Annotated in this window: 12 protein-coding genes; 6 read left to right on the top strand and 6 right to left on the bottom strand. The window is 70.9% G+C overall.

Going from position 1 to position 13,272, the window contains the following annotated elements; all coding sequences use genetic code 11:
• Positions 1-52: 52 nt before the first annotated feature.
• Together B2K11_RS19600 and serS are read right to left on the bottom strand one after the other, a co-directional pair.
• Positions 53-961: an HAD family hydrolase gene (locus tag B2K11_RS19600; protein ID WP_163620777.1), complete on the bottom strand. Its 909-nt coding sequence runs from the start codon at positions 959-961 to the stop codon at positions 53-55.
• Complete coding sequence (gene serS, locus B2K11_RS19595; RefSeq protein WP_163620776.1) at positions 958-2,241, bottom strand: serine--tRNA ligase; 1,284 nt, start codon at positions 2,239-2,241, stop codon at positions 958-960. The genes B2K11_RS19600 and serS overlap by 4 nt, the downstream gene beginning before the upstream one ends.
• Positions 2,242-2,373: 132 nt before the next feature.
• Between serS and B2K11_RS19590 the strand changes: the two genes are divergently transcribed.
• Both B2K11_RS19590 and B2K11_RS19585 read left to right on the top strand, forming a co-directional pair.
• The gene (locus B2K11_RS19590) at positions 2,374-3,735 is read left to right on the top strand and encodes a diacylglycerol kinase family protein (RefSeq protein ID WP_163620775.1); all 1,362 of its coding nucleotides are present in this window, start codon (positions 2,374-2,376) and stop codon (positions 3,733-3,735) included.
• A gap of 110 nt (positions 3,736-3,845) precedes the next feature.
• Positions 3,846-5,201, top strand: a complete 1,356-nt coding sequence (locus tag B2K11_RS19585) for a deoxyribodipyrimidine photo-lyase (RefSeq protein WP_163620774.1) — start codon at positions 3,846-3,848, stop codon at positions 5,199-5,201.
• Between the two features lie 75 nt (positions 5,202-5,276).
• Here B2K11_RS19585 and B2K11_RS19580 read toward each other — a convergent pair whose 3' ends face one another.
• Positions 5,277-6,263, bottom strand: coding sequence for an aldo/keto reductase (locus B2K11_RS19580; RefSeq protein WP_163620773.1), 987 nt, complete (start codon positions 6,261-6,263; stop codon positions 5,277-5,279).
• 117 nt (positions 6,264-6,380) lie between these two features.
• Here B2K11_RS19580 and B2K11_RS19575 point away from each other — a divergent pair, with 117 nt between their 5' ends.
• Positions 6,381-7,022, top strand: coding sequence for an NAD(P)-binding domain-containing protein (locus B2K11_RS19575; RefSeq protein ID WP_163620772.1), 642 nt, complete (start codon positions 6,381-6,383; stop codon positions 7,020-7,022).
• A gap of 148 nt (positions 7,023-7,170) precedes the next feature.
• Entirely contained in the window at positions 7,171-8,241 is a 1,071-nt protein-coding gene (locus B2K11_RS19570) for an LLM class flavin-dependent oxidoreductase (RefSeq protein WP_163620771.1), read from the top strand.
• An 18-nt stretch (positions 8,242-8,259) separates the two neighbouring features.
• Here B2K11_RS19570 and B2K11_RS19565 read toward each other — a convergent pair whose 3' ends face one another.
• Together B2K11_RS19565 and pheA are read right to left on the bottom strand one after the other, a co-directional pair.
• On the bottom strand, positions 8,260-8,703 hold the full coding sequence (locus B2K11_RS19565) for a pyridoxamine 5'-phosphate oxidase family protein (RefSeq protein WP_163620770.1): 444 nt from the start codon (positions 8,701-8,703) through the stop codon (positions 8,260-8,262).
• Entirely contained in the window at positions 8,700-9,683 is a 984-nt protein-coding gene (gene pheA / locus B2K11_RS19560) for a prephenate dehydratase (protein ID WP_163620769.1), read from the bottom strand. Before pheA ends, B2K11_RS19565 begins: the two co-directional genes overlap by 4 nt.
• A 251-nt stretch (positions 9,684-9,934) precedes the next feature.
• Between pheA and pgm the strand changes: the two genes are divergently transcribed.
• Entirely contained in the window at positions 9,935-11,578 is a 1,644-nt protein-coding gene (gene pgm / locus B2K11_RS19555) for a phosphoglucomutase (alpha-D-glucose-1,6-bisphosphate-dependent) (RefSeq protein WP_163620768.1), read from the top strand.
• 157 nt (positions 11,579-11,735) lie between these two features.
• On the opposite strand, the gene B2K11_RS19550 is transcribed toward pgm, so the two are convergent.
• Positions 11,736-12,017, bottom strand: coding sequence for a GlsB/YeaQ/YmgE family stress response membrane protein (locus B2K11_RS19550; protein ID WP_163620767.1), 282 nt, complete (start codon positions 12,015-12,017; stop codon positions 11,736-11,738).
• Positions 12,018-12,195: 178 nt separating this feature from the next.
• On the opposite strand from B2K11_RS19550, the gene B2K11_RS19545 reads away from it, so the two are divergent.
• Positions 12,196-13,110, top strand: coding sequence for a PmoA family protein (locus B2K11_RS19545; RefSeq protein ID WP_163620766.1), 915 nt, complete (start codon positions 12,196-12,198; stop codon positions 13,108-13,110).
• The last annotated feature ends 162 nt before the right edge of the window (positions 13,111-13,272 follow it).

Below are 13,272 nucleotides of genomic sequence, written 5' to 3'. Positions count from 1 at the left end.
CGCTCAACGACCGGGGTGAAGGCCTCGCTCGCTCAACGACCGGGGTGAAGGGTCAGAGGCGGCGGAGCACCTCGGCGACGCCGCCCTCGTGCACCGACGACGTGGTCTCGCCCGCGGCATCCCGAACCTCTTGCGGTCCCTGGGCCATCGCGACCGCGCGGCCGCCGTTGTCGAGGGCCCAGCGGAACATGCCGACGTCGTTGCGGCCGTCGCCGATCACCAGCACGTGGGCGGGGTCGATGCCGAGCTCGGTGCGCACGAGTTCGAGTCCGGTGCTCTTGTCGATGCCCTGCGGCGCGATGTCGAGCCAGGCCGTCCAGCCCACCGCGTACGAGACGTGGTTGAGTCCGATGCGGGCTACCAGATCGACGAAGTCCTGCTCGCGCTTCTCGGGCGACACGACGACGATGCGGCACACCTGCTGGGCCCCGAGCTCTTCGAACGGCACGCGGCGGGCGTTGGTGAGGTTCCAGTCCGCGAGATACTCCGTGTACAGGCGGCGGCCGTCGGGGAGCTCTACGAGATAGCGGGCGTCGGGCAGGTGCTCGCGCAGCTGCTCGAGCACAGCGCTCGGATCGAAGGTCTCGACGTGCCAGCGGTCGTAGCGCAGCTCGTCTGCCTCCATCCGCTTGAGCACGACGGCGCCATTGGAGCACACGACGAACTCGGGCGCCACGCCCAGCACGCGCATGATTCCGCGGGTACCCTCCCAGCTGCGACCGGTCGCGATCATCACCTCATGCCCCGTGCGGTGCGCATGCTCGACGGCGTCGACGACGCCGGGGCTCAGCGACTCGTCCTCGAGCAGCACGGTGCCGTCGATATCGAGCGCGATGAGGAGCTGCTCGGTAGCGACGGCGGGGTTCTCGGTGTCGCGCGCGACCCGCTCGACGAGCTTCGCGGCCTTCTTCGGCGCGACGACCTTGATCGACCCGGTCGCGGGCAGATGCGCGTCGGTCACGCGATCGGCTCCATGACCTCGAGTCCGCCGAGGAAAGGTCGCAGCACCTCCGGCACCGTGACCGAGCCGTCCTCGCGCTGATGCGTCTCGAGCAGGGCGACGATCCACCGAGTGGTGGCGAGCGTGCCGTTGAGCGTCGCGACCGGCTGCGTCTTGCCCGTCCCCTTGCCGTCGACCGCGGGCGTGCGGTAGCGGATGTCGAGCCGCCGCGCCTGGTAGGTCGTGCAGTTCGAGGTCGAGGTCAGCTCGCGGTACGCGTTCTGCGTCGGCACCCAGGCCTCGACGTCGTACTTGCGGGCGGCGCTCGCACCGAGGTCTCCCGCGGCGACATCGATCACACGGTACGACAGGCCCAGGTCCTGCAGCATGCGCTCCTGCAGCTCGACGAGGCGCAGGTGCTCCCCCTCCGCCTCTTCGGGCGTCGTGTAGACGAACATCTCGAGCTTGTTGAACTGGTGCACCCGGATGATGCCGCGGGTGTCCTTGCCATACGACCCGGCCTCGCTGCGGTAGCAGGTCGACCAGCCGGCGTAGCGCTTCGGGCCGCGCGAGAGGTCGAGGATCTCGTCCATGTGGTAGCCGGCGAGCGGCACTTCGCTGGTGCCCACGAGGTAGAGGTCCTCGTCGTCGAGGTGATAGACCTCGGCGGCGTGCTTGCCCAGGAATCCGGTGCCGCGCATGACCTCGGGGCGCACCAGCGTGGGCGGGATGATGGGCGTGAAGCCCGCTTGCAGGGCGCGGTCGAGCGCCAGGTTCATCAGGGCGATCTCGAGACGGGCCCCGATGCCGGTGAGGAAGTAGAACCGGCTGCCCGACACCTTGGTGCCGCGCTCCATGTCGATCGCGCCGAGCCGCTCGCCCAGCTCGAGGTGGTCGCGGGGCTCGAAGCCGAAGGCGGGGACCTCGCCGTGCGTGCGCAGCGTGACGAAGTCGTCCTCGCCGCCGGCGGGTACACCCTCGATGACGATGTTCTCGATCGCTGAGAAGGCTTCGGTGGATGCCTCCTCCGCGGCCGTGACCGCGTGCTGGGCCTGCTTCACGCGCTCGCTGAGCAGCTTGCCTTCGGCGACGAGGGCGGCCTTCTCTTCCTTCGGGGCCTGCGCGACGCGCTTGCCGTGCGCGTTCTGCGTCGCGCGAAGCTCTTCGAACGTCGTGATGGCGGCGCGCCGTCCGCGATCGGCCTCGACGGCGACGTCGACGGTGTCGGGCGACTCGCCCCGCGCCTCCTGCGAGCGCTTGACCAGCTCGGGATTGTCGCGAAGCAGCACGGGATCGATCACTCTGCAAGCTTAGTCGGCACCCCCGTGGCGGCACCCCGCCCGGCTGGTTCGGCACTGTGCGGCGGCCTCCGCCGGGTGGGACGGGCAAGCCGTTCGAGCCGGAGAGGCGTTTCGCGTCCTACTCTGGACCACATGGCGGCATCTGGAACGGGCGAGGACGCGACAGCCGACGACGACCTCATTCCTCACCCGGCCGACGCGATCTACGCCGACGGACCCAGCACCGCCGAACTCGACGTCGCCGCGGCGCAGGTCGAGGCGCAGGTCGAACAGTCGACCCCCACTGCCACGCCGGAGGGCGAGGAGGGCGAGGACCCAGCCGCGGGTGCGGCATCCGTCCCGGGCGACCGGCGGGAGCACGACGCCCCCGACCCGGCCGCGGCGGCGGAGCCCGACGACGTCATCCGTGAGCCCGACGACATCGAAGCCGACACCGCCGACGACGAGACCGGCTACGCGCGGCGCGTGGATGCAGCGGGGCGGACGCGTCCGCTGGAGACCGATGGTGAGCGCCCCTCACCCAAGGCCGCGCTGGTGTACAACCCGATCAAGGTGGACGCCGACGTGCTGCGCGACACGGTCACCCGCCTGTCGGCGGATGCCGGATGGGCCGAGCCGCTCTTCTACGAGACGACGGTCGACGATCTCGGCGACGACGTCACCCGGCAGGCGCTCGACGAGGGCGCCGACGCGGTGCTCGTGGCGGGCGGCGACGGCACGGTGCGCGCCGTGTCGGAGGCGATGAGCGGCAGCGGCGTGCCCCTGGCGATCGTGCCCAGCGGCACCGGCAACCTGCTCGCCCGCAACCTCAGGCTGCCGCTGACCGAGCCGACCGCGATGGTGCAGGCCGTGTTCGACGGCGACACCGTCCCGATGGACGTCGGCTGGACCGAGCTCAGCCGCCCCGACGGCACGACCGCCGAGCACGCCTTCGTGGTCATGGGAGGCATCGGACTCGATGCCGCGATGATCGCCAACACCAACCCGCAGCTGAAGAAGACCGTCGGATGGGTGGCCTACGTCGACGGTGCGGCGCGGGCGCTGCCCAACGCGAAGCCGTTCCGCGTCGTGTACGAGCTGCCGGGCCACCGGCTGCATTCCTCGCGCGTGCAGAGTGTGCTGTTCGCGAACTGCGGCAAGCTTCCCGCCGGCCTCGACCTCATTCCCGAGGCCTCGATCACCGACGGCGCGCTCGACATCGTGATCTTCCAGCCCAAGGGGCTCTTCGGCTGGCTGTTCGTCTGGCGCCGCGTGGCGTGGGACAACAGCTTCCTCCGCCGTTTTCGGACCGGGCGCCGCGTACTGTCGCTGCGCACGAAGGACAACGCCGTGGTGTACTCCCGCGGTGCCGGCATCGAACTGGCGACGCATGACGCGCAGCCGGTCCAGCTCGACGGCGACGAGTTCGGCGAAGCCCTCTCGGTCAAGACCCGCGTCGAGCCCGCGGCGCTCCTGATGGTCGTGCCCCACGGACACAGCACCGACGGCCTCTGACGACGCACCGCACGCTCGAGCGCGCCAGCACCGCATGACGAACAGCACGCCGATCGACCCGCAGGTGTCAAGACCGCGCCGGCGTTGCCCTCGCGCGGCAGGATGAGCGCATGCCCGGTCCCTCGGTCGTCTGGTTCCGCGATGATCTGCGCCTCGCCGACAACCCTGCGCTGCGTGCAGCTCTCGACCGCGGTGAGCCCGTGATCGCGCTGTACGTGCTCGACGAGGAGAGCCCCGGCATCCGCCCGCTCGGCGGAGCCGCCCGCTGGTGGCTGCACCACTCGCTCGCCTCGCTCGGCGAACGGCTGCGCGAGCGTGGCGGCACCCTGGTGCTGCGACGGGGCCCCGCCGATCGCGTGGTGCGCGAGACGGTGACGGATACCGCAGCCGGCGCCGTCTTCTGGAACCGGCGCTACGGCGGGCCCGAGCGCGAGGTCGACGCCGGGCTCAAGTCCGCGCTCCGGGACGACCGTGTCGAGGTGTCGTCGTTTGCCGGCTCGCTGCTGTTCGAACCGTGGACGGTGCGGACCGGCGCCGGTACCCCGTTCTCGGTGTTCACGCCCTTCTGGCGCGCCTGCCTCGCGCTGCCCGCACCGCGCGCGCCGCTGCCCGAGCCGCGTGAGGTCGGCGGGCCGCTCCGGGGTCCGGCATCCGAGTCCCTCGACGAGTGGGCGCTGCTGCCGACCCGGCCCGACTGGGCGTCCGGACTTCGCGAGGCGTGGGAGCCGGGCGAGCCGGCTGCGCACCGGCGGCTGCACGAGTTCCTGCACGACGACCTCGCGCAGTACGACCGCGCGCGGGACGAGCTGTCGGCCGGCGCGACCTCGCTGCTGTCGCCGCGCCTCCGCTGGGGCGAGCTGAGCCCGCACACGGTGTGGCACGAGACCGTCGCGGCCGGGGCGGGAGGCAGGTTCCTCTCGGAGCTCGGGTGGCGCGAGTTCGCGTGGCACGTCCTCTTCCACCACCCCGACCTCGCGACCCAGAACCTCCGGCGGGAGTTCGACGCGTTCCCATGGCCCCGCTTGAAGCCGACCCACCTCGACGCCTGGCAGCGCGGCCGCACCGGCGTCGCCCTCGTCGACGCGGGCATGAGGGAGCTGTGGCACACGGGCTACATGCACAACCGGGTGCGGATGGTCGCGGCATCCTTCCTCGTCAAGAACCTGCTCATCGACTGGCGGCGCGGGGAAGAGTGGTTCTGGGACACGCTGGTCGACGCCGACGATGCCAGCAACCCGTTCAACTGGCAGTGGGTGGCGGGGTCGGGCGTGGACGCGGCGCCGTACTTCCGCATCTTCAACCCGCAGCTGCAGGCGAAGAAATTCGACGCCGACGGGCACTACGTGCGCGAATGGGCGCCGGAGCATCTCGGGGAGCAGCCTCCCGAGCCGATCGTCGATCTCGGCGAGACACGGATGGCCGCGCTCGACGCGTACGAGCACGTCAAGCGCGCCGCTCGCGCGTGACCGGCGCCGGCGCGTGTGACCGGCGTCGCCGCACGTGACCGGCGTCGCCGCACGTGACCGGCCCGGCCGCGAGCGCTACCAGGCGTACGCTTCGGGCGCTTGTCCGCCGGGACCGGGGAACAGCTCGTCGAGCGCCGTCAGATCGTCGTCGCTGAGCCGGATCTCGAGCGCCGAGACTGCGGACTCCAGCTGCTCGACAGTACGGGGGCCGATGATCGGTCCGGTGACGCCCGGCTGGTGCAGCAGCCACGCCAGGCCGAGCGCCGACGGCATCCAGCCGCGCTCCTGCGCGAAGCGCTCATACGCCGCGAGCTGATCCCGGCGCTCCTCGCGGCGCGAGGCGACGCCTGCCGTCGCCGACCGGGCGTTGGCGTCGGACGACCCACCGCTCAGGAGTCCGCCCGCCAGAGGCGACCACGGCAGGATGCCGAGGCCGTAGTTCTGCGCGGCGGGGATGACTTCGAGTTCGATGGAGCGCTGGACGAGGTTGTACAGCGACTGCTCGCTGACCAGCCCCAGGAAGTTGCGCTGCGTCGCGATCTCGTTGGCCTGCGCGATGTTCCACGCCGCGAAGTTCGAGCTGCCGGCGTAGATCACCTCGCCGCGGGCTACCAGCACCTCCATCGCCTGCCAGAGCTCGGGCCACGAGATGTGCCGGTCGATGTGGTGGAACTGGTAGAGGTCGATGCGGTCGGTCTGCAGCCGTCGCAGCGACCCGATCGCCTCGCGGCGCACCTGCCAGGCCGACGCTCCTCGTGCGTTCACGACGTCGCCGTCGGGTGTGGGATCCACCATCGGCGAGTGCACTTTCGTCGCCAGGACGATGTCGTCGCGCACACCGGGGCGGGCGGCGAACCACCGGCCGATGATCTCCTCGGTGGTGCCGCGGCCGCCGGCGCCGCCGTACCCGTTCGCGGTGTCGAAGAAGTTCACGCCGAGCTCCAGTGCGCGGTCCATGATCGCGAAGGCATCCTCCTCCGAGGTGCGGTCGCCGAAGTTCATCGTGCCGAGCACGATCCGCGAGACGGAGGTGCCGGTTCGTCCGAGTTGCACGTAGTCCATCCCGACATCGTCACACGGCATCCGGACCATCGGGTCGGGTTTCCGAAAACGTTTCCCGGATTTCCTCCCGTGTCGACGCGCGGAATGCGCGCGGCCCTCGCCCGGTTGCCGCCCGTCATGACAACGATCGGAATCATCGGTGCAGGACACATCGGCAGCGCGCTCGCCCGCGCCTTCTCAGGACTCGGCTACGACGTCGTGATCGCCAACTCGCGCGGGCCCGAGAGTCTGGCCGACCTGGTCGCCGAGCTCGGACCGAAGGTCACCGCCGCCACCGCCCTCGACGCGGCCGCGGCCGGCGACATCGCCGTGGTGACGGTGCCGCTGAAGGCGCTGAAGGATCTGCCGGTCGAGCCGCTCGCCGGGAAGATCGTGCTCGACACCATCAACTACTACTTCGAGCGCGACGGACACATCGACGCCCTCGACCGCGGCGAGGCGACGACATCCGGCCTCGTGCAGGCGCATCTGCCCGCATCGAAGGTGGTGAAGGCGTTCAACCAGATCCTCGCCGCGGACATCGACACCACGGGGCTGCCTGCGGGCACCCCCAACCGTCGCGCGCTCGGCACCGCGAGCGATCACGAGGACGCCGTCGAACTGGTCACCGGCATCTACGACGCCCTCGGCTACGACACCGTGAGCGCCGGACCGCTCAGCGAGTCGTGGCGGCTCGAGCGCGACCGGCCCGCGTACACGGCGCGCCAGACCGCCGCCGAGCTGCGCGAGAACCTCGCGAAGGGCAACCGCCTCCCCTGACCCGCCACGGTCGTTGAGCGAGCGAGGAACGAGCGAGACGGACGCCCAGAACACGGCACTGACCGTGGACCCCGCGCGTTTCGTCTCGCTTCGCTCGCTCAACGACCGGAAGGAATAGAGCTGATGCCGCAGCGGGTTGTCGAAGGGGATGAGTACCGCCATCTCCACCCCGGCCCTGTCCGTCCTCGACCTCGTCCCGGTGCGCACCGGCCAGACGAGCGCGCAGGCGGTCGCGGCATCCCTGTCCGTCGTCGACGCCGCTGATCGGCTGGGCTACCGCCGTTACTGGTTCGCCGAGCACCACAACATGCCCGCGGTGGCCTCGACGACGCCACCCGTACTGGCGGCGGCCGCAGCGGCACGGACCTCGCGCATCCGCCTCGGCTCGGGCGGCGTCATGCTGCCGAACCACTCTCCGCTCGTGGTCGCCGAGCAGTTCGCGGCGCTCGAAGCGCTGGCTCCGGGCCGCATCGACCTCGGTCTGGGCCGCGCGCCGGGGTCGGACCCGGTCATCACGCAGCTGCTGCGCCAGAGCGGCACCACGAGCGACGTCGAGCGCTTCCCCGACCACGTGCGCGACATCATGTCGCTCGTCGCCCCGGACGGCGCCTCGCTGCGCTTCACGTCGGGCGGCACCTACGACGTTCACGCGACTCCCGCGGCGACCACGACGCCCGAGGTGTGGCTGCTCGGCTCCAGCGACTACTCGGCGCAGCTGGCGGCATCCCTCGGCCTGCCGTACGTCTTCGCCAACCACTTCTCCGGCGAGGGACTCGAGCGCGCGCTCGACCTGTACCGGACGGCGTTCGTCCCGTCCGAGACTCTCGCCGCGCCCCGCACCTTCCTCACCGCCAACGTGCTCGTCGCCCCGACGGCCGAGGAGGCCGAGGCCCGCGCCCTGCCGAACCTGCGCATGACCGCGCGCCTGCGCACCAACAAGCCCCTCGTCGCGCTCGAGACCGTGGAGCAGTCGATCGCCGGGGCGGCCGACTTCGCCGGCCTCGGTGACACGTTCATGGCGTCGGCCCGGGCGAAGTGGTTCGTCGGCACCGCCTCGGCCGTGGCATCCGATCTGCGATCCTTCGCCGCCCGGCACGAGGTCGACGAGGTCATGATCTCGCCGATCGCCGGTTCGTACGAGAACGAGCCCATGGATGCCGCCCCCGGCCGCCTGCAGACGCTCGAGCTGCTCGCCGCCGAGCTCGGCCTCGCGTCCTGACGCGCGGGGTGAGCCTGGTTACCAGGCGACGAGCTTGTGCGGGGTGGCCTCGATGAGCACCGAGTAGCGCTCGGCCATGGTCGCGGTCGTGAGCCCCAGACGCTGCAGCCACGCGTCGTACTTCGCCGTGTACGCGTCGCCGATGCGCTCGACCCACGCGCTCGAGGGCTCCGCAGAGATCGCGGCCGTACCGCGCAGCACGGTGAGCTGCTCGCCGTCGGCGCCCGCTTCCAGGTGCAGGAGAACCCGGTCGTTCGCGCGGAGGTTGCGGACCTTCGCGGTCTCGGGCTCGCTCATGATCAGCGCGCGCCCGTCGCGCCACAGGAACCAGATGGGCACGGCGTGCGGGTAGCCGTCGCGGCCGATCGTTCCGAACCAGGCGACTTGCTCGGTCTCGAGGCGTCGGAGCGCGCGGGCGTGGACGTCGTTCACGGGGTCGAAGGCGAACGCCGCCGCGGTCACTCCTGCACCTCGGGCTCACCCGAGATCAGGCCGCGCAGCCAATCGCGCGCCTCGACGAACACGTCGTCGGCGTACCGCTCCGGGTAGCGGACGACAGCGCGGTCCGCGCGCGGATACGACCCCAGGAACGTGACGCGCGGGCTGAAGCGACGCAGCCCGAGGAGGGCGTCGGCCATGCGCTCGTCTTCGAGGTGCCCATCGGCATCCACCACGAAGCGGTACCGGCCGAGCTCGTCGCCGATCGGGCGGGAGGCCAGCAGCGACAGATTGATGCCGCGCGTCGCGAACTGCTCGAGCATCTCGAGCAGGGCGCCGGGGTGGTCGTCGGGCAGCTCGACGATGAGCGAGGTCTTGTCGGCACCGGTCGGCGGCGGCGGCACGACGGTGCGGCTCACGAGAACGAAGCGGGTGACCGCGTTGGGGTTGTCACCGATGTTCGAGGCGAGCAGCTCGAGCTCGTGGTGCTCGAGGATGCCGGGCGGCGCGATCGCGGCATCCGCGTCACTGGATCCATCGAGAAGGCTCATCGCACTGGCGACGTTGCTGGCCGCGGGCACATGGGCGTGGGCCGGCAGCGCGTCCGAGAGCCACTGCAGGCACTGCGCATAGGCGACGGGATGCGCCGCGATGAGCGACACGTCCTCGAGCCGCGCGCCCGGTCGCCCGACCAGCACGAACTCGACCGGCACGAGGTACTCCCCCACGATCCGCAGGCCGGGCACCGTCGCGAGGGCATCCTGCGCTGTCGACACACCGCCGTCGACGGAGTTCTCGATCGCGATCATCGCGGCGTCGGAGCGGCCCTCGACGACGTCGGCGAGCGCCTCGCCGACGTTGCGGACCGGCCGCCACTCGTGGCCGCGCGCCTCGGGCACCTGAGCGAGCGCCGCCTCGGTGAACGTGCCCGCCGGGCCCAGATAGCTGTAGGTACGGCGGGTGGGAACGGATGCCTCGGCGGAGGCGACGACCTCGGAAGTCACGCGTGCCAGCCTAGCCCGGGCCGTGTGGGCCGGTCCCGCAGCCCGCCGCGTCGGCATCACATCCCGTAACGGGCGCAGGATCGCCGGCGCCGGCCGCGTTCGCAATTCAGGCAGACCACCCCGGATGGGCCGATTCCGCCGCCTCACGGGCGTGTCTGCCTGAGTCATGCGCACCCCCCAGCCGCATAAGAAACACCCGTATTGCGTCAAGCCCGTGCGAGCACAGGCCCGCGACAGGCAGACTGGGACGCATGAGTCGCGCAGGACAGCCCGCCGAAGCATCCGATCTCGTCGACATCGATGAGGTGATCTCCGCCTACTACGACATCACCCCGGATCCCGCGGTGCCCGAGCAACGCGTGGCGTTCGGCACCAGCGGCCATCGCGGCTCGTCGCTGACGGGCAGCTTCAACGAGACCCACATCCTCGCCACGACCCAGGCGATCGTCGACTACCGCCGGGCGCAGGGCATCGAGGGGCCCCTCTTCCTGGGCCGCGACACGCACGGCCTGTCGCTTCCCGCCGAGCGCAGCGCCATCGAGGTGCTGGTCGCCAACGGCATCGACGTGCGCGTCGACGCCCGCGACTCCTGGGTGCCGACTCCCGCGCTCAGCCACGCCATCCTCACGTACAACCGCGGGAAGGATGCCGCCGACCCGAGCCGCTCGGACGGCATCGTGGTGACCCCGAGCCACAACCCGCCCCGCGACGGCGGCTTCAAGTACAACCCGCCGAACGGCGGACCGGCCGACACGGACGCGACCGGCTGGATCGCCGACCGGGCGAACGAGCTCATCGCCGCGAACCTCGAGGGCGTGGCGCGCACGCCGTTCCGCGACCTCGACGCCGACACGCTCGGCGAGTACGACTTCCGCGACGCCTACGTGCGCGACCTGTCGAACATCATCGACGTCGAGGCGATCCGCCGCGCCGGCGTGCGCATCGGGGCCGACCCGCTGGGCGGCGCCTCGGTCGAGTACTGGGCCCTGATCGCGGAGGTGCACGGTCTCGACCTCACGGTCGTGAACCCCGACGTCGACCCGACGTGGCGGTTCATGACTCTCGACTGGGACGAGAAGATCCGCATGGACCCGTCGTCGCCGTCCGCGATGGCGGGCCTGATCGGCCGCCGCGACGAGTACGACATCCTCACCGGCAACGACGCCGATGCTGACCGCCACGGCATCGTCACGCCCGACGCGGGGCTGATGAACCCCAACCATTACCTCGCCGTCGCGATCGACTACCTGTACTCGCACCGCCCGGAATGGCCGGCGGATGCCGCGATCGGCAAGACGCTCGTCAGCTCGATGATCATCGACCGCGTGGCCGCGTCGCTGGGGCGCGAGCTGCTCGAGGTGCCGGTCGGCTTCAAGTGGTTCGTCCCCGGCCTTCTCGACGGCTCGGTGGCGTTCGGCGGCGAGGAGTCGGCGGGCGCGTCGTTCCTGCGCCGCGACGGGAGCGTCTGGACGACCGACAAGGACGGCATCCTGCTGTGCCTCCTCGCTGCCGAGATCCTGGCGGTGACCGGCAAGACGCCGTCGCAGCGCTACGCGGAGCTCGAGGCCGAGTTCGGCGCCTCGGCCTACCAGCGCGTGGATGCTCCGGCATCCCCCGCCCAGAAGGCCGCGCTCGGAAAGCTCGCACCGGAGGCGGTGACGGCGACCGACCTCGCCGGCGAGCCCATCACCGCGAAGCTGTCGCATGCGCCTGGCAACGGGGCCGCGATCGGCGGTCTCAAGGTGCAGACCGAGCACGCATGGTTCGCCGCGCGCCCTTCGGGCACCGAGGACGTCTACAAGCTCTACGCCGAGTCGCTCCGCGGCCCCGAGCACCTGGCGCAGGTGCAGGCCGAGGCGCGCGAGGTGGTGTCGCAGGCGCTCGCCGGCGCCTGACCCCCTGGTCGTTGAGCGAGCGAGGAACGAGCGAGACGAAACGGGCCCGACCGCGTAAGGTCGGGCCCGTTTCCGTATGCCCGCAGACAGACGAATCGCCCGAACCCACGCGAGGGACGCGTGGGTTCGGGCGACGTGCGTCAGGCCCGGGAGCCTGTCAAGAGCGCGTGACGCCCCGGCGACGCGTGAACAGGACGTACAGTCCGAGCACGATGATCGATCCGAGGATGGATCCGATGATGCCTGCCGGCTGCAGGAAGCCGCCGTTCGGGTCGCTGCCGAAGATCAGGAAGCCGAGGAAGCCGCCGACGAACGAGCCGATGATTCCGAGCACGATGGTCAGCAGGATGCCCATGCTCTGCTTGCCGGGGATGACGGCGCGAGCGATGAGGCCGGCGATGAGGCCGATGAGGATCAGGCCAAGAATTGTCCAGAGCATTGTTTCTCCTTCGTCTCGTGGACACCGCGGGGGGTGCGGTGTCTCGGGTGAGATGTCACGACGCTAGCGCCCATCCGAATGACGATGCTCCCCCTACCGCCGCGGCGCGAAAAGCGCTATATGCGCGCCGCGCGCCCGCCGGGAAGCGTTTTCCGGAAATCTGCGACACAATGAACGGGTGCCCGATCTGACGCTCCGCCTCGACGAGGCCGACCTCACCGTGACCTTCGCCGGCGTGGACATCGCCCGCTACGCCTTCGCCCCCGGAGGTGCACCGTCGGAAGGGCCGAAGCCGTTCCTGCACCCCGTCCGCGCGCTCGACGGCGCCCCGCTCACGGCCTACCGGCCGTGGGACCACCGCTGGCACAAGGGTCTGCAGATGACGTGGACCCACGTGTCGGGACAGAACTTCTGGGGCGGCAACACCTATCGCCCCGAACACGGCGACTACGCCCTGCTCGACAATGTCGGCCGCATGCGCCACGACGGGTTCGCGGCGATGACCGCGGAGGGACCCGAGGTGTCGTTCACCGAAGACCTCACCTGGATCACGGCGGACGGCGAAGACTGGGTCGCCGAGACGCGGACCCACCGCTTCCACGGCGTCGACGCCGCGCGCGGCCTGTGGATTCTCGACTTCTCGACGACGCTGCGCAACGTCTCGGGGCGGGACCTCGAGTTCGGGAGCCCGACCACGCAGGGCCGCCCGAACGCCGGCTACACCGGCTACGTGATCCGGATGCCGCGCGCCTGGACCGGCGGCCGTGTGCTGGCGGGCGGGTTACCCGACGACGCCGGTGCCGACGCGGTGATGGGCCTCGAAAGCCCGTGGGTCGCCGTGTCAGGATCGCACGACGAGTACGACGGCGGAGGCACGGTGCTCGCGTTCGCCGGGACCTCGTCCGGCGGGCCGGCGATCCGGTGGTTCGTGCGCAGCGAGCCCTTCCCGATCCTCGCGCCCTCCCCCTCGTTCAACGAGCACATCGTGCTCGCACCCGGGGCCGACCTCTCGCTCGCGCACCGCCACGTCTTCGGCGACCGCATCTGGACCCCCGAGGAAACGCGGGCCTTCGCGGCCGATCTCGCGCCCTGACGCGCGCCGAGGTCTCCGCCGGGTGCAGGCGTTTCGTCTCGCTCGTTCCTCACTCGCTCAACGACCGGGGGTGGAGTTCCGGTCGTTGAGCGAGGGAGCGCCAGCGACCGAGACGAAACGCGCCGAACCGAACGGATACCCCGGGTGCAGGCGTTTCGTCTC

This window comes from Microbacterium sp. B35-30 (assembly GCF_010634855.1).
Classification (GTDB): domain Bacteria; phylum Actinomycetota; class Actinomycetes; order Actinomycetales; family Microbacteriaceae; genus Microbacterium.
This window is presented reverse-complemented; position numbering and strand designations above follow the sequence as displayed.